The organism is Corynebacterium sp. HMSC074A09 (assembly GCF_001811545.1).
Classification (GTDB): domain Bacteria; phylum Actinomycetota; class Actinomycetes; order Mycobacteriales; family Mycobacteriaceae; genus Corynebacterium; species Corynebacterium hiratae.
On record NZ_KV805153.1, the window covers coordinates 86,081 to 103,802 of the forward strand.

The window sequence follows — 17,722 nt, forward strand, 5'->3', positions numbered from 1 at the left end:
TTGTGCTGGGGCCGAGAGTGACCTTCCAGGACTGTCGCGGGTTGAACCCTCAGGATGACTCAACTGAGTCCTCTCTGAGGGTCTTTTGCGTTAAATCTATTATGTGAGTTGAAGCATGCTACATTCCTTCTAGTGTTATCACGCACACTGGTTGTTTAACTCTTTCAGGAGGACTCTCATGCGCAAGCTCCTCGGCGTCGTCGGCGCCGCCTCTCTTGCTTTTACCCTTGCCGCCTGCGGAAGCGACGGCTCCGATAGTGCCGGCGGTGCCAACTATGTTCGCGTTCTGGGCACCGAGCCGCAGCAGGGGCTTATCCCCGCGATGACGAATGAGAACGGTGGCGGACGCATCGTCGACATGCTGTTTTCCGGATTGGTGTACTACGACGCTGACGGCAACGTGCACAACGAGATGGCCGAGTCCATTGACAAGGAAGGGGACAAGACTTACAAGGTCACGCTCAAGCCGGACCTGAAGTTCTCCGATGGCTCCGCCGTAACCGCGGCTACTTTCGTCGATACGTGGAACTACGCTGTAGCCAACGAACAGCTCAATGAGAGCTTCTTCTCCTCCATTAAGGGCTACGGTGAAGGCGTCAAAGAAATGGAGGGCCTCAAGGTCATCGATGAGCGCACCTTCACCATCGAGCTCACCCAACCGGAAAGCGACTTTCCGAGCCGCTTAGGTTACAACGCGTACTTCCCGGTGCCTGCGGCCGCACTGGAGGACCCACAGGCTTTCGGCGAGACCCCGGTGTCCAACGGTCCGTACAAGATCAAGGAATGGAACCACAACCAGAACCTGATCATCGAGCCGAACCCGGAGTATAAGGGCGACCGCGCAGCGCAGAACGACGGCATCGAATTCGCCTTCTACGCCGACTCTAGTGCTGCGTACATGGACCTGCTGGCGAATAACCTCGATGTGCTCGAAGCCATTCCTTCATCCGCTTTCGGCAGCTATGAGCAGGACCTGGCCGGCCGCGAGGAGACCAAGCCGGCTGCCACCTACCTGGAGATGTCCATCCACGTAGAAACGCCTCATTTCAGTGGGGAAGAGGGCACGCTGCGACGCAAGGCAATCTCGATGGCCATCAACCGTGAGGAGATCGCGGAGACCATCTTCCATGGCACCCGCACCCCGGCCCGGGAGTTCACCTCACCGGTGCTGAACGGGTACAACGACAGCCTGCCGGGTTCGGAGAACCTGGACTATAACCCGGAGGAAGCCAAGAAGCTGTGGGCGGAGGCCGACAAGAAGTACGGTGCTTTTGAAGGCACGTTCCCGATCAACTATAACACCGATGGTGACAACAAGGACTGGGCTGATGCGGTGGCTAACAGCATCAGCAACGCGCTGGGAATCCAGGCCGTGGGCAACCCTTACCCGGACTTCAAGTCCTTCCGCGATGCCTACCGCACCGAGCGTATGGACGGCGCCTACCGCACGGCGTGGTTCGCCGACTATCCCTCGATGGGTAACTTCCTTGGGCCAAACTTCACCACGGGCGTAGCTTCGAATGACTCGAAGTACTCCAACCCGGAATTCGATGAACTGATTGTGAAGGCCAACGGCGCCGCGAACGAGGAGGAAGCCGCGAAGCTCTACAACCAGGCACAGGAGCTGCTGCTGCGTGACCTTCCCTCCATCCCGCTGTTCTACCCGAACGTGGTCGGCGGGTGGTCGGAGAACGTCCAGGACGTGACATTCAACTGGAAGTCCCTGCCGGTGTACTACGCGGTGAAGAAGAACTAGGGATCTGGTCCTACAGACACACCGCAATATGACTAAAGTGCGGAGGCATGACCTCCGTACTTTTTCTTTGCAATACCAACCGGGGCAAGTCTCAGATGGCGGCTGCCTTAGCTAGGAAGCATGCGCCCGATTGGGAAGTTCACTCTGCAGGCGTAAAGACCACTGAACAGCACCGTGAGCAGGGGGGTGAACGCTGAGGCGCAGGCTTCCCTTGCAAAGGTCGGAGCGGACATGGAAGGTACGCCGACGCTGCTTGATGCCGGCCTCGCGTCTTCGGTGGATCACGTCGTCATCGTCGGTGATGCCGACTATGACGGAGTGGCTGAGCGTTGGGAGATTGAGGACCCGTCCGTGCGTGGCCTAGAGGGAGAAGCGCGTATGGATGCGCTGCGCGATGACATTGATGCTCGCGTAAGAGCTTTCCTTGATGGTCACGCGCAGGACTGAAAACTGAAACTGCCTGAGTTGCCAAAACTAGGGGCTGGAATTCGATCCCAGCGGTGATCTTTGGCAACTCGGGCAGTTGTATTTTGAGAAACTAGCCACGGAAGGCATACCACTGCACCGAGTTGGCCGGCAGGTGCAGCTGTACGTGGTTGCCTTCGGAGCGCACGCGGTGGGCAAGGTCGTTGCCAGCGCCTTGATAGACGGCGTCGTCTGTGTTGATGACCAGCTCCCATTCGCCATCGCGCGGCACCCAGAGGTCATAGTTCGGCACGGAACTGCCGGAGAAGTTGCACACCGCCAACAGGGCAGAGCCGTCCTTGCCGTAGCGGACGTAGCCGAGCATGTTGTTATTCGAGTCATCAGCCTTGACCCACTGGAAGCCATCTTGTGTAAAGTCCTGGGTCCACAGGGCTGGCTGTTGCTTGTACACCGCGTTGAGGTCGCGCACTAAGCGCTTGATGCCGTGGTGCCACTCGTTGCCCCAGCCCTCCAAGTTGGACCAGTCCACAGAGTGGCCCTCTGCCCATTCGGTGGTCTGGCCAAACTCTTGGCCCATGAACATCAGCTGCTTGCCCGGGTGGGAGAACATGTAGCCATACAGTGCGCGCAGGCCCGCGGCCTTATTCCAGTCATCGCCCGGCATGCGCTCCCACAAGGAGCCCTTGCCGTGGACCACTTCGTCGTGGCTAAACGGCAGTACGTAGCGCTCCGAATAGGCGTAGACCATGGAGAAGGTGAGCTCGCCGTGGTGGTAGCGGCGGTGAATCGGCTCGTGCTTGAAGTACTCCAGGGTGTCGTTCATCCAGCCCATGTTCCACTTCAGGCTAAAGCCCAGTCCGCCCTCATGCGTCGGGGCGGTTACGCCTGGCCAGGAGGTGGATTCCTCGGCGATGGTCAGGACGCCCGGGTGGTTACGGTTCAGCGTGGCGTTGGTCTCCTGGAGGAATTGGACTGCCTCAAGGTTTTCGCGCCCGCCGTAGATATTGGGCAGCCATTCTTCGCGGGAGTAGTCCAGGTAGAGCATGGATGCAACGGCGTCGACTCGCAGGCCATCCACGTGGAACTCCTCGGCCCAGTACAGGGCGTTAGCCACGAGGAAGTTGCGCACCTCGTTGCGACCGAAGTCGAAGACGTAGGTGCCCCAATCGGCCTGCTCACCGCGGCGCGGATCGGGGTGCTCGTAGAGTGCCTGCCCATCGAAGCGGCCCAGCGCCCATTCGTCCTTGGGGAAGTGCGCGGGAACCCAGTCAACGAAGACGCCGATGCCTGCCTTGTGCAGGTCGTTGATGAGCGCGCGTAGCTCGTCCGGGGTGCCCCAGCGCGCGGAGGGAGCGTAGTAGCCGGAGACCTGGTAGCCCCAGGATCCACCGAAGGGGTGCTCGGCTACAGGTAGCAGTTCCACGTGGGTAAAGCCATGCTCCAACAGGTAGGGGATGAGCTCTTCGCGCAAGGTGTTGTAGTTAGCACCCACCTTCCAGGAACCGACGTGAAGTTCGTAGACGCTCATCGGGACGTCGAGGTCCCCGGTGCGCTTGCTCATCCACTCCTCATCGCTCCACTTGAAACTGGAGCGGGCCACCACGGAGGCGGTCTCCGGCGGGGCGATGGTGCGCTTGGCCAGGGGATCAGCCTTATCGATGCGCGGAGAGTTCTTGCCGTGGACCGCAAACTTATAGCGCTCGCCTTCGCCCACACCGGGGATGAAGACCTCCCAAATGCCCGTGGAGCCAAGGCAACGCATGGGGTACTGGGTAGGGTTCCAGCCGCAGAAGTCACCGACGACGGCCACGCCCTCCGCGTTGGGCGCCCACACGGCAAACGCGGTGCCTTCGACTACGCCCATGTCGGTGGTGTAGCTCTTGAGGTTGGCACCGAGCACTTCCCACAAGCGCTCGTGGCGGCCCTCGCCGATGAGGTGCTGATCCAAGGTGCCCAGGGTAGGCAGGAAGTGGTAGCCATCCGCTACCTCGATGGCGGGCTGGCCCGGATAGGTGATGCGCAGGCGGTAGTCTGCTTCCTCTGCGAGCGGGGCCTCCCAGATATCATCCCCAACCGCGCGCATGGCGACGGTTTCAGTGGCGGTGACGAGCTCGACGGCTTCAGCACCGGGGCGGCGAGTGCGGACGGTTCCATCGTGCCAACCATAGAAATCATGGGGCGCGTGGTGGCGGCAGTGGTTGAGGCGTTCGAGGTCTGAGGCCGGGATGTTCATACAGACCAAATTACCCAAGAACACGTGCTCGCGGGGCCGAAAAGAAACCCCGCGCTACCCAGAAAGGGGGACGGAATCAGCGCGGGGCTATCTACTGGCCTGAGAGCTTAAGCGCGGTAGTCGTTCACCCGGCGCCACGCAATGCGTTCCTGCAGGTCATGGTGGGCCGGCGGGAGGATGAAGACGTGGGCGACGTCGCGCAGCGGCTCTAGGCGCACGAAGTTACGGTCGGACCACTCATAGGCGGCACCACTGATGGTGTCCTGCACCGTGAAGTGTTCACCCGGGTGGCGGCCCACGGCGGCCAAGTCCAAGAAGACCGTGGCCTCCTGTGCATTGCGCGGATCGAGGTTGACCACCACGAGCACCACATTGCCGGTAGCGGGATCGGCCTTGGAGTAGGCAATGATGGCCTCGTTATCGGTGTTGTGGAAGCGTAGCGTGCGCAGCTGCTGGAGGGCCGGGTTTTCGCGGCGGATGACGTTGAGTAGGCGAATATAGGATTCCAGGGAATCCCCGGACTTCAGCGCTGCCTGGAAGTCACGCGGGCGCAGCTCGTACTTCTCAGAATCGAGGTACTCCTCGCTGCCGGGCTTGACGGCCTGGTGCTCGTAGAGCTCGAAGCCGGAGTACACGCCCCACAGCGGGGAGAGCGTGGCCGCCAGGGTGGCGCGGATGGCGAACATGGCGCGCCCGCCGGTCTGCAGGGACTCGTGGAGGATATCCGGGGTATTGACAAAGAGGTTGGGCCGGCAGATATCGGCCTGCTCCACGTGCATCTGTGCGAACTCGGTGAGCTCGTGCTTGGAGGTCTGCCACGTGAAGTAGGTATAAGACTGCGTAAATCCAGCCTTGGCCAATCCGAAAAGGCGCGGGGCGCGGGTGAAGGCCTCGGAGAGGAAGATGACCTCTGGGTGGGTCACGTGCACCTTGGAAATCAGCCAGTTCCAGAAGTTGGCGGGTTTGGTGTGCGGGTTGTCCACGCGGAAGGTGGTGACACCGGCCTCCACCCAGATCATGACGATGCGGTAGATCTCCGCGTAGATGGCATCTGGGTCGTTATCGAAATTGAGCGGGTAGATGTCCTGGTACTTCTTCGGCGGGTTCTCGGCGTACGCAATGGTGCCATCGGCCAACACGGTGAAAAACTCCGGGTTGGTCTTGGCCCACGGGTGGTCCGGGGAGGCCTGCAGCGCCAAGTCCAGCGCTACCTCCAGGCCCAAGTCGGTGGCCTTCTTGACCAGCTCCTTGAAGTCCTCCATGGTGCCCAGTTCCGGGTGCGTGGTGGAGTGGTCCTGGATGGCCCAGGGTGAACCCACATCACCGGGTTCAGCCACCACGGTGTTGTTGCGGCCCTTGCGGTGGACCTTGCCAATGGGGTGAATGGGCGGGAAGTAGACGGTATCGAAACCCATGGCAGCGACGCGCTCCAGTGCCTGCGCCGTGGTCTTAAACGTGCCGTGTACGGGGTTGCCCTCGTCATCCCAGCCGCCGGTCGAGCGCGGGAAGAGCTCGTACCAGGAGTTGTAGAGGGCATCGCGGCGCTCTACCAGGACCTCGTGGATGTCACCTTCGACCAGCAGATGGCGCAGCGGGTGGTGGTGGAGGATCTCGGCGACCTCCTCGGAGAGCGCGGTACGCACGCGCTTGTCGACGTCCACCGTGTCATCCTTGAGCTCCTTCGACGCGTTAAAGAGCAGCTCCGCCTTATCGCTCGGGCACTGGATGGCCGCCTCCTCGAAGAGCTCGGCGCCGTGCAACAGATCGTTGCTGAGCTCCTGTGCGGATTGCCCCGCCTCCATCTTCTTGATCACCGCGTTGCGCCACGTGGACATCGGATCCGACCAGGCATCGATGCGGAAGAACCAACGCCCGGGAGTCGCCGGAGTAAACACCCCGTGGACTCGGTCCTGGTCTTCCGGGTCCACGGTCATGGTCACGGCGGAGGTGGACGGGGATTCGGTGTTCCACACCGACAGCGTCGCGGCGACGGCATCGTGGCCCTCGCGCCACACCAGCGCGGTGACAGGAACAACCTCTCCGACTACGGCCTTCGAGGCGGCATTACCGGAGAGGGAGGGGCGGACATCGTCGATACCAAGGCGTTGAGTCATGCCCATAGAATAATGCAGCTGTGTCAGTTTCACCGGGGAAGGAGGATATCGGCCACAATGGTGCGTGTGAACACTCCAGAGCAATTGAGCCAGCAAGACCCTGAACTGATGGAAACCGACGAGGATTGGTTGATTGACTTCCGCGGCGTCGAGCTACGACGCGGCGGGCGCACGCTGGTCGGGCCCGTCGACTGGCAGGTGGAGCTCGATGAGCGTTGGGTCATCATCGGCCCCAATGGCGCGGGCAAGACCTCCCTGGTGCGCATGGCCGCCGCCGAAGAATTCCCGTCCGCTGGCGTGGCTTTCCTCATGGGTGAGCGCCTGGGCAAAACGGATATGCGCGATCTGCGCGCCGCCATTGGCATCTCTTCCGCTGCCGTCCAGCACCGCATCCCGGACAACGAGCGCGTGGATGATCTCGTTGTGTCTGCTGGCTATGCGGTCCTCGGCCGCTGGCGTGAGGACTACCAAGACATGGACTTCTCCCGTGCCGACGAGATCTTGGAACAAGTCGGCGCCGCGCACCTCGCAGAGCGGACCTGGGGCACGCTCTCCGAAGGTGAGAAGAAGCGCGTCATCCTCGCCCGTGCCCTCATGGCCAACCCGGAGCTGCTCATCCTGGATGAGCCCTCCGCGGGCATGGACTTGGGCGGCCGTGAGGACCTCGTGGGCTACTTGGGGGACCTAGCACTCGATGCGGATGCCCCGGCGATTGTCATGATTACCCACCACGTGGAGGAAATCCCTTACGGATTTACCCATGCGATGCTCCTGGATGAGGGTAAGGTCGTGGCCAAAGGACTCATTAACTCTGTCCTGACGTCGGAAAACCTTTCCAAGGCCTTCCACCAACCTATCCAGGTGGATCGCATCGGGGAGAGGTACTTCGCCCGACGAGTCCGCTAACCCCTAGTACATATCTCTCAGTACAAAACCTCAGTACACACCCTCGACGTATACCTCTCGAATTCTGCCCCCCAGCCTGCAGACACGGAAAGTTGCATGAGTCAGTCCATCCACGACAGCCTTGACGCCATCGACCCTGGCGAAACAACGGGCTTTAACGGGGCACGTCTGGCCGCTACTGTCCTCCTGTTGCGCGATACGACTGAGGGGCTGCGCGTGTGGATTCAAGAACGCGTGCGCACCATGCGCAACTACCCCGGCCACGTCGTCTTTCCCGGCGGCGGGGTAGACCCGCGTGACTTCCCGCCCCGAACCTGGGACTCTGGCGAACTGTGGGCAGGCCGCTCAGTGGTGTCCATGGCACGCCGCATGGGCGTAACCAAGTACAAGGCACACGCCCTCGTCTTCGCCGCCGCCCGGGAGCTTTTCGAGGAGGCCGGCACGCTGTTAGCCATCCGTGAGGACGGCTTGGTCTCCGACGCCTCGCGCTACCACCGCGAGCGCGAGCTGCTAGAAACCCACGAGATTTCCTTCACCGAGTTTCTTGAGCACAACGGCATGCGTGTCGACGCCGACATGCTATTGCCCTGGTCCCGCTGGGCCGGTGAAGATAACAACCACTGGTTCGATACCTTCTTCTTCATCGGTGTACTGCCCGAGGGCCAAGAACCCGATGGGGATACGGGCGAAGCCGACGACGCCGGCTGGTTCGACCCGCAACTGGTCCTTGATGGCTGGCGCGCCGGGTTGGTGCGCCTAGCCATCCCGACGTGGGCGCAGCTCAAGCGTTTGACCTCCTATGCCACGGTCAAAGAGGTCTTAGATGATGCCTCCTTCTCCGACCTGCGTCCGATTATCGGCGACCCGCGCGATGATGAGCGCTACCGCGAATACTTCACCACTTTCCCCGTCGACCGCATTTAAGTCGGCCTCGGCCGGCATCAACCGATACAGAAGAATCCTGCATGAGCTACACCCTGGACGAAGTTGCCTTCCTACGCGAGAATGCCGCTGCGATCGACGCCGCCGCAGCAGGCCTTGAGGGCACTAAGAAGGCGCACCTGCGGGACGTCGCCAAGCTGCAGGCCCAATTCGGTAATTATGGCCGCGCCGTAGCCGAGCTGATCCAAGCCCGCAGCTCCGGAAAGCTGCCGGGGCAGTGGCTCATGGACCACGACTCCGCCCAGCAGGCCACCCCACCTGCGGTCGCCGCCTATCGCGCGCACTTCCTTCAGGAACGCAACGTGGACTTCGTCCACGACCTCACCTGCTCCATCGGCACCGAGGGACAGTCCTATCGCCCGGGCACGTATGTGGGCAGTGACCTAGACGCCTCACGCGTGGCCATGGCGCACCACAACATTGAGCACCCAGTGTTCCGTGCCGATGCACTAACCACCACAACCACAGCCCAGGTCTGCATCGCCGATCCTGCCCGACGTCGCGGTGGCAACCGTATTACGCGCTTGGACCAGCTCCTGCCCCCGCCAGCAGATCTACTGGCCACCCACGGCGAGATGGCCATCAAGTGCGCCCCCGGCATCGACCACTCCGAATGGGAAGGCCTAGCCTGCGCGGTGAGCCTTGACGGAGGGGTGAAGGAAACCTGCCTGTATACCCCGGGCCTGGGAATGGGGAAGAGGGCAGTGGTCCTCAATACCACGCCCGAAGGAATACACACGGACGTCATCGACGACGACCTCGACGACGACGAGCTACCTGAGGCCGGCCCCATCGGGCGCTTCCTTATCGACCCCGACGGCGCCATCGTGCGCGCCGGACTGGTGCGCCACTACGCCGCGCGGGAAGGCTTGCACCAGCTGGACCCGCGCATTGCCTATCTCACTGGTGACCGCCTGCCTCAAGGCACGTCCGGATTTGAATTCATCGAGATGGTCCCCATGAAGAAGCTCAAGGCGGCTATGGCGGCTCACGATGTCGGCTCGCTGGAAATCCTGGTACGCGGGCAAGACGTGAACCCGGACCAGCTGCGCAAGAAGCTCAAGTTGAAGGGGTCGAACGCCAAGACTCTCGTGGTCACGCGCATTGGAACGAAGGGAGTCGCGGTGTTGTGCGGACCGCGAGTAGTATCGACCGAAGGTAATTACGCACCCTAATAGTTTCAAAATTTACGGAAGGGGAAGTGCCCACATGCCAGTCATTGTGGCTCTGGTCAAGCACGTACCGGATACGTGGTCAACCAAGACCCTCGAGGCGGACCACACCTTGGACCGCACCTCGGTGGATAACGTCATCGATGAGGTCAACGAGTACTCCGTCGAGCAGGCACTGCGCCTGCGCGACGATAACGCCGACGCCGGCTACGAGGTCGTCGCACTCACCATGGGCCCGGCCGCTGCCGATGAGGCCCTGCGCAAGGCCCTGGCCATGGGCGCGGATCACGCCGTGCACGTGACGGATGACGCCCTCGCTGGCGCCGACGCCCTGGCCACCGCTTGGGTTCTTAACGCCGCCATCAACAAGGTGGCCGAGAAGTTCGGCGAGGTCCAGGTCATCACCCTGGGCAACAACTCCTCGGATGCCTCCACCGGGCTTATCGCCGGCCTGCTGGCCGAGTACCGCCAGCTGCCCGCGCTCACTGAGCTCAAGGCAGCCTCCCTGGCCGGTGCCACTGCCACCGGTACCCGTGAGGATGTCCACGGCCACTGGGAACTCAGCGCCAACCTGCCGGCCATCCTGTCCTTTACCGACAAGGCCGACAAGCCGCGCTTCCCCAACTTCAAGGGCCTGATGGCCGCCAAGAAGGCCGAGGTCACCACGCTCGCCGTGGCGGATCTGGGCATCGACGGCGTGCCGTCCACCACCACGGTTACCGCCTCCGCGCAGCGCCCGGCCCGTACCGCCGGTGAGGTCATCACGGATACTGATCCGGCCGTGGCTGCCGCCAAGGTCGCGGACTTCCTGGCCGCCAAGAATCTCATCGAGGGTTAAAGGAGAAAAATTATGTCTCACGTTTATGTCCTAGTTGAGCACGAAGCAGAGCAGCTGAGCCCCGTCACTGGTGAGCTCATCACCGCCGCCCGCGCACTTGGTACCGTCTCCGCCGTCGTCGTGGCGAAGGATGCCGCTACCGCCGCCTCCTTCGATGCCGAGTTGGGTAATTTCGGTGCAGCCCAGGTAGTGCAGGCGACCGCCGCGGACTATGAGCAGCGCATCGTCACCCCGGAGGTCGACGCCCTCCACGCCCTGGCCGCCAATAACCCGGCGCCCATCGTGCTGGCTGCGACTCCGACTAACAACGAGATCGCCGGCCGCCTCGCCGCCCGCCTGGGCTCGGGCGCCCTGGTCAACGTCGACGGCATCAATGCTGATGGCTCCGCGCACCACACCATCTTCGGCGGCTCCTACGAGACCTCCTCCACGGCCACTGGTTCCGTGGTTTACACTCTGCGCCCTGGCTCCGTGGCTGCCGAACCCCAGCCGGTCACCGCGGCACCCGCTCCCTTCGAGCTGCCCGCCGCCACCGTGAAGGACGTCACCGTCACCTCCTTCACTCCGGCAGAGAAGACCGCCCGTCCGGAGCTGACCTCCGCGAAGGTCGTCGTCGCCGGTGGCCGCGGCGTGGGCGATAAGTTCGCCGACGTGGTGGAGCCGCTTGCCGACGTCCTCGGTGGCGCCGTCGGCGCCACCCGCGACGCCGTGGACGAAGGTTTCTACGACCCGGCCCACCAGGTGGGCCAGACCGGCGTGACCGTCTCCCCGAAGCTCTACATCGGCCTCGGCATCTCCGGCGCCATCCAGCACACCTCAGGCATGCAGACCTCGGAGACTATCGTCGTGGTTAACCAGGATCAGGACGAGCCTTTCTTCCAGATCGCCGACCTCGGTGTGGTGGGCGACCTCCACGAGATCGCCCCGGCGCTGGTCTCCGAGCTTGAGTCCCGCAAGGGGGCCGGCAACTAATGCCTCGCTACCTCGATTACGCAGCTACCCAACCCATGCGCCAGTGCGCCATCGACGCATGGGTCGACGCCGCCGGGTCCCTCAACCCCGGCTCGGCCTATGGCTCCGGGCGTAAGGCACGCTCCGTGCTGGACGACGCCCGCGAGACCGTCGCCGAGCTGCTGGGCTGCGAACCCATCGAGGTAGTCTTCACCTCCTCCGGCACGGAGGCGGATAACATTGCCATCCAGGGTCTTTTCCGTGCTGCGCAAAGCGCAGCACCGGAGGCGGAGAAGCGCATCATCTCGACCCCCATCGAGCACCCCGCCGTCCTTGAGACCGTGGAGAAGCTCCGCGCTGAGCATGGCGCCACCGTGGATCTGCTGCCGGTCGATTCCACCGGCCACATCAGCGACTTAAGCGCCCTGGATACCCCGGCCGCGGTTGCCACCTGCATGTGGGCTAACAACGAGACCGGCGCTATACAGCCGGTCGCGGACATCACTCAGCGCGCCGCCGCGCAGAACACCCCAGTGCACATCGATGCCGTGCAGGTCGCCGGCAAGCTACCCATCAACTTCCATGAGCTGGGTGCCACCACACTCGCTGCCAGCGCCCACAAGTTCGGCGGGCCCCGCGGCATTGGCTTGCTGCTCGCACGCCGTACCCCGGCGCCTCAACCCATCGCCTTCGGCGGCGGCCAGGAGCGCGGCATCCGTCCCGGCACCGTCGACGTCGCGAGTGCGAGCGCGCTCGCCGCGGCCCTGCGCGAGTCCGTCGCGGAAATGGAGCAGGAAGACACCCGCCTGACGGCACTCCGCGACAAGCTCAAGGCCGGCATTGAGGACAGCATCGACAACGTCATCATCAACTCCACCGAGCCCACCTTGGCCTCCCACCTGCACGTGTCCTTCCCGGGTACGGATGGTGACAGCCTCATCATGCTTCTCGACGCCGCCGGTATCGAAGCCTCCGCCGGCTCCGCCTGCCACGCCGGTGTCAACCGCATGTCCCACGTGCTGGAAGCCATGGGCATTGACGAGGAACACGGGCGCGGCAGCCTGCGCTTTAGCCTGGGACGAATGACCACCGAAGAGGACATCAACGTGGTTATCAACGAACTTCCAGAGATTATTCGCCGCGCGCGGTCGGTGTAAACACAACAGCTCCCGGCCAGTACCGACGCCCAAAGACAAAGGCGAGCAAACGCGTTTCGCAATCTTCGGTGTTGTGCCACGGAGCCGATAGCCCATCAGGCACAATGTTGTCATGTCGAAGTTCTCTGAGGTCCTAGAACAGCTGCGTGAAAACCAACCAAAGGCTAAATATGGCATTGCCTTTGAGAAGCTGATGGTCAACTATTTCAAGACCGACCCGACCTTGAAGAACCAATTCGATGAGGTCTGCCGCTGGACGGATTGGCGCTACAACGGCGGCAAGGCTGACACCGGCATTGACCTAGTGGCCCGCCGCGTCGATGATGGCACGTGGACCGCCATCCAGTGCAAGTTCTATGACTCCAAGGCGCGCATCCAGAAGTCCCACCTGGATTCCTTCTTCGAGGCCTCCGGTCACTCCTTCGAAACAGAAGACGGCCGCCAGCACTTCGGCAGCCGCCTGATTATCTCCACCACGGACCACTGGTCCTCCCATGCGGAGGACGCCCTGGCCAACCAAATCATTCCCACCAGCCGCATGGGCATTTCCGCCATCGCGGAATCACCCATCAACTGGGACGTGGCCTTCCCGGGTTCAGAGGTGCGCGACAAGACCATCCAGATCAACCTCTCCCAGCGTGAGACCTTCGAGCCCCGCCCACACCAGCAGGCGGCCATCGACAAAGCCATCAAAGGATTCAAGACCCATGACCGCGGCAAGCTCATCATGGCTTGCGGCACCGGCAAGACCTTCACCGCCCTGCGCCTAGCGGAGCGCGTTGCTGAGGACAACGGCGGCAAGGCCCGCATCCTCTTCCTCGTGCCGTCCATCTCCTTGCTCTCCCAAACTCTGAAGGAGTGGACCGCCCAGGGCCGCCTCGACATGCGCGCCTTCGCGGTGTGCTCCGATAGCAAGGTTTCCAAGAAGGCCGAAGACATCGCCGTCTACGACCTTGAAGTCCCAGTTTCTACCGAAGGCAAGGACATCACCACGCGCTTTGAATCCGGCAAGCGCGCCAAGGGCCTCAACATCGTCTTCTCCACTTACCAGTCCATCCAGGCGGTGCACGATGCCCAGCAGGTAGGCCTCGATGATTTCGACCTCGTCATCTGCGATGAAGCCCACCGCACCACCGGCATCACCTTGGCCGGGGAGGATGCCAGCAACTTCGTCCGCGTCCACGATGCCGACTACATCAAGGCAGCCAAGCGCCTCTACATGACAGCCACCCCACGCCTTTATGACGAAGCCGTCAAGGGCAAGGCCGAAGAGCACTCCGCGGAGCTGGCCTCCATGGATGATGAAGCCATCTACGGCCCGGAGTTCTACCGCCTTGGCTTCGGCGAGGCCGTGGACAAGGGACTGCTCACTGACTACAAGGTGCTCGTCATGACCGTGGATGAATCCGTGGCCGCCCAAGCTATGGCCCACAGTGAGAACAACCAGGTCAACCTTTCTCTAGCGTCTGCCATGATTGGCGCCTGGAACGGCCTGGCCAAGCGCTCCGGCGATTTGCAGGGCAAGAAGGGCGGCTTTGAGGAAGACGCCCAGCCCATGCAGCGCGCCGTGGCCTTCGCCAAGGACATCAAGACCTCCCAACTCATTGCGGAGACTTACCCCTCACTCATCGGTACACACCAAGAGTTGCTCAAAGAAAAGGCAGTGCTTAACGACGTCTCCCTCACCAACGTCGACCTAAACGTCGCCGCCCAGCACGTTGATGGCAGCATGAACGCCATGGAGCGCGGCACCAAGCTTTCCTGGCTGGAGGCTCCTTCAGGGGGGGCAACAGTCGCGCATGCTCACCAATGCGCGCTGTCTTTCTGAGGGCGTAGACGTTCCGGCGCTGGACGCCGTCATCTTCTTCAACCCCCGCAACTCCATGGTGGACGTGGTCCAGTCCGTCGGCCGTGTCATGCGCAAGTCCGAAGGCAAGGATTACGGCTACATCATCCTGCCCGTGGCCGTTGCCAGCAACGTCTCCCCAGCAGAAGCACTCAACGACAATCAGCGCTTCAAGGTGGTCTGGCAGATCCTCAACGCGCTACGCGCCCACGATGACCGCTTCAACGCGAAGATTAACTCCATTGCGCTCAACGGCACAGCGGGACAAGAAGACCTGCCCATCGACGTCGTCCACGTGCCAAGGGATGACGAGAAGAGCGACGCTGAGAAGCTCAAGGAAGCGGATGAAACCAAGTCCCCGGAGCCGCTAGCCGATAGTTCGACCGTGACCCAGCAGATTGCCTTGTTCTCCCTGGAACAGTGGCAAGAAGCTATCTACACCAAGCTGGTGGACAAGGTCGGCACCCGCACTTACTGGGAAGACTGGGCCGACGACGTCGCTACCATCGCGGAGAACCAAATCACCCGCATTAGGGCGCTTCTCGACGGCGCCGATGGCTCCCTCCGCACCGAATTCGACAGCTTCGTCGAAGGCCTGCGCAATAACCTCAATGATGGCATCAGCGAAGAAGATGCCATCTCGATGCTCTCGCAGCACCTCATTACGGCACCAGTCTTCAACGCGCTGTTTGAGAACCATGACTTCATCACCCACAACCCCGTGGCCCAAGTCATGGAGAAGATGGTCAAGGCCTTGTCCAAGGCAAACCTCGATACCGAGACCGAGTCCCTGGAGAAGTTCTACGAGTCTGTCCGCGTCCGCGCTTCTGAGGTGAACTCTGCTTCCGGCAAGCAGCAGGTCATCAAGGAGCTTTACGAGCGCTTCTTCCGCAAGGCCTTTAAGAAGCAATCCGAAGCTCTTGGCATCGTCTACACCCCAGTCGAAATCGTCGACTTCATCCTGCGCGCCGCCGACGACGTATCCAAGAAACACTTTGGCAAGGGATTGACCGATGAGGGAGTGTGCATCCTCGACCCCTTCGCGGGAACCTCTACTTTCACTGTTCGCCTCCTGCAATCCGGTCTTATCAAACCGGAAGACCTCGCCCGCAAGTACGCCAACGAGCTCTTCGCCACGGAAATCATGCTGCTGGCCTACTACGTCTCCGCGGTGAACATTGAGACCACCTACAACGCTCTGCGCGAAGAGGCAGCCCTGCGCAACGGCGAACCTGCACCCGAGTACGTGCCTTTCACCAACATCGCGCTGGCCGATACCTTCCAAATCCACGAAGAAGGTGACATCCCAGACCTCAACATCTTCCGCGAGAACAACGAGACCATCGAGCGACAGAAGAAGGCACCCATCAACGTGGTGATTGGTAATCCGCCGTACTCGGCAGGGCAGAAGTCTGCGAACGACCTTAACGCGAACCTGAAGTACCCGAGCCTAGATAAGCGGATTGCTGAGACTTACGCTGCGAAGTCCACCGCGACCAACAAGAACTCGCTCTACGATTCCTACCTTCGTGCCTTCCGCTGGGCTACCGACCGCATTGGCGACCAGGGCGTTGTTGCATTCGTTTCCAACGGTGGATGGATCGACGGAAACACCGGCGACGGAGTGCGCCTGTCAATGGCCGAAGATTTTACTGACCTCTATGTGTTCAATCTTCGCGGCAATATGCGTAACTCCAATTGGCGAGCAGAGGGAGGCCAGATTTTTGGGGCGGGATCGCAGACCACGATCGCTGTATTTATCGGAGTAAAGGACCCGAGCAAGACGGTCTTTGATCTGCACTATGTACAGACCCCTGATCGTGCTACCCGTGATGAGAAGCTTGAGATTGTTGATAACTCGACTGTGGAACACATGGAATGGCAAAAAATCAAGCCGAACAAGGAGGGTGACTGGCTGAATCAACGGTCCGAAGAGTTCGGGGCTTGGCCGGTTATCGGTCAAAAGAAGGGAGCTAGTAGGAAAGTATTCAATGTGTTTTCTGCGGGACTCCAAACTAACCGTGATTCCTGGGTCTATTCTTCTTCGGCCTCAGCTCTTGATAAACAAGTTGCTACCTTGAGGGACACGTATTCTAAGGCGCTCGAAGCAATTAAGCCAGATCAGAAGGCGAAGGACTTCCTCAAACATGAGCCGTGGTTTGTCGATTCTACACGTAGTAAATGGTCCTCAAGCTTGGAGAATCAGTTGGATAGACGGTTAGCGCTTGAGCAAACAGGATTTACCGTTACAAGTCTCTATCGCCCTTTTCACCGGCAGAATGTCTATTTTGACAGTCAATTGAATCATCGGCGTTATCAACTCCAAACGATTTTCCCGACCCCAGTGCACCGAAATATCGGGTTCTATCAAGTTGGAAATGGTTCAGCTATTCCTTTCTCTGTGATCGCAACGAACTTGCTGCCTGATCTACATGTGACTGGTGCAGGATCGGGTGGCCAATACTTCCCCCGCTTCACCTGGGCCGCCGTCGAAGCCGACGACGGTGGGCTGTTCGGTGAGGGGACCGCGGTAAAGCAAGGCGAAGCCAGCGTCTACGGTTCGATTGGTGAGGTCGTTGACGGCTACGTGCGCGTGGATAACATCACTGATGAGATTAAGGCTCTCTACCGCGATGCGCTGGGTTCAGACATCACGGGTGATGACATCTTCCACTTTGTTTACGGCAAGCTGCATGACCCCGTCTACCGCACGAAGTACGCGGCGGATTTGAAGAAGATGCTGCCGCATATTGAGACGCCGAGTTCACGTGCGGAGTTTGATAAATTCGCTGCTGCTGGCCAAAAGCTGATGGACCTTCACGTCAACTACGAGACCGTGGAGCCGTGGCCGTTAGACATTCAGGTCAAGGGCGATGAAGCAGACCGTGAGACGTGGCGCGTGCTCAAGATGAAGTGGGCCAAGCGCAAGGACCCGGAGACAGGCAAGAACGTCAATGACGTGACGAAGCTGATCTACAACAAGCGCGTGACCATCGCCGGTATCCCGGAAGAAGCCGACGAGTACATGCTGGGCTCACGCTCGGCAGTCGCGTGGCTGATTGACCGCTACCAGGTCAAGAAGGATAAGGCTTCTGGCATCGTCAACGACCCTAACGATTGGGCCGATGAGGTTGGAAACCCGCGCTACATCGTGGACCTGATTGGGAAAGTCGTGCGCGTGGCGATGGAGACAGTGCGAATCGTGGATGGGCTGGGTTCCGAATAGCGATGCAATAAGCTGCGCCCGGTTACTCGTGGCTGCGGCTCATCCCGCTCAGGACTCCTGGATGATCAGGGTCCGCAAGCTTGGGTGGGGGCGTCGCCAAGCACTGCATAAGTATCAAGGTTTTGGACTTGGCACCTGGAGCCCAGCACCTAGGG

Annotated in this window: 11 protein-coding genes and 1 pseudogene; 10 read left to right on the forward strand and 2 right to left on the reverse strand. The window is 61.1% G+C overall.

Translation table 11 applies throughout. The features are described 5' to 3' along the window. Positions 1–178 precede the first annotated feature (178 nt). The gene (locus HMPREF2807_RS07610) at positions 179–1,756 is read left to right on the forward strand and encodes a peptide ABC transporter substrate-binding protein (RefSeq protein WP_070511583.1); all 1,578 of its coding nucleotides are present in this window, start codon (positions 179–181) and stop codon (positions 1,754–1,756) included. 47 nt (positions 1,757–1,803) lie between these two features. Then, positions 1,804–2,203: pseudogene (locus HMPREF2807_RS07615) on the forward strand (low molecular weight phosphatase family protein). A 91-nt stretch (positions 2,204–2,294) separates the two neighbouring features. Here HMPREF2807_RS07615 and glgB read toward each other — a convergent pair. Both glgB and HMPREF2807_RS07625 read right to left on the reverse strand, forming a co-directional pair. Continuing rightward, complete coding sequence (gene glgB, locus HMPREF2807_RS07620) at positions 2,295–4,415, reverse strand: 1,4-alpha-glucan branching protein GlgB (protein WP_070511585.1); 2,121 nt, start codon at positions 4,413–4,415, stop codon at positions 2,295–2,297. A gap of 107 nt (positions 4,416–4,522) precedes the next feature. Then, positions 4,523–6,529, reverse strand: coding sequence for a maltotransferase domain-containing protein (locus HMPREF2807_RS07625; RefSeq protein ID WP_070511933.1), 2,007 nt, complete (start codon positions 6,527–6,529; stop codon positions 4,523–4,525). A gap of 57 nt (positions 6,530–6,586) precedes the next feature. On the opposite strand from HMPREF2807_RS07625, the gene HMPREF2807_RS07630 reads away from it, so the two are divergent. The 8 genes from HMPREF2807_RS07630 (at position 6,587) to HMPREF2807_RS07660 (ending at position 17,567) form a co-directional block, all read left to right on the forward strand. Next, complete coding sequence (locus tag HMPREF2807_RS07630) at positions 6,587–7,435, forward strand: ABC transporter ATP-binding protein (RefSeq protein ID WP_046648947.1); 849 nt, start codon at positions 6,587–6,589, stop codon at positions 7,433–7,435. Positions 7,436–7,531: 96 nt separating this feature from the next. Beyond that, a complete protein-coding gene (locus tag HMPREF2807_RS07635; RefSeq protein WP_070511587.1) occupies positions 7,532–8,359 on the forward strand; it encodes an NUDIX hydrolase in 828 nt (275 codons plus the stop codon). Positions 8,360–8,400: 41 nt separating this feature from the next. Beyond that, on the forward strand, positions 8,401–9,552 hold the full coding sequence (locus HMPREF2807_RS07640; protein ID WP_070511589.1) for a THUMP-like domain-containing protein: 1,152 nt from the start codon (positions 8,401–8,403) through the stop codon (positions 9,550–9,552). Between the two features lie 34 nt (positions 9,553–9,586). Further along, positions 9,587–10,387, forward strand: a complete 801-nt coding sequence (locus tag HMPREF2807_RS07645; RefSeq protein WP_070511592.1) for an electron transfer flavoprotein subunit beta/FixA family protein — start codon at positions 9,587–9,589, stop codon at positions 10,385–10,387. A gap of 12 nt (positions 10,388–10,399) precedes the next feature. Next, complete coding sequence (locus HMPREF2807_RS07650; RefSeq protein ID WP_070511595.1) at positions 10,400–11,359, forward strand: electron transfer flavoprotein subunit alpha/FixB family protein; 960 nt, start codon at positions 10,400–10,402, stop codon at positions 11,357–11,359. Beyond that, positions 11,359–12,495 carry a cysteine desulfurase family protein gene (locus HMPREF2807_RS07655; RefSeq protein ID WP_070511597.1) on the forward strand — a complete coding sequence of 379 codons (1,137 nt, stop codon included), beginning with the start codon at positions 11,359–11,361 and terminating at the stop codon, positions 12,493–12,495. The genes HMPREF2807_RS07650 and HMPREF2807_RS07655 overlap by 1 nt, the downstream gene beginning before the upstream one ends. A 112-nt stretch (positions 12,496–12,607) precedes the next feature. Beyond that, complete coding sequence (locus HMPREF2807_RS14365; RefSeq protein ID WP_369816143.1) at positions 12,608–14,323, forward strand: restriction endonuclease; 1,716 nt, start codon at positions 12,608–12,610, stop codon at positions 14,321–14,323. Continuing rightward, entirely contained in the window at positions 14,295–17,567 is a 3,273-nt protein-coding gene (locus HMPREF2807_RS07660) for a type ISP restriction/modification enzyme (protein WP_369816144.1), read from the forward strand. The genes HMPREF2807_RS14365 and HMPREF2807_RS07660 overlap by 29 nt, the downstream gene beginning before the upstream one ends. Positions 17,568–17,722: the final 155 nt, after the last annotated feature.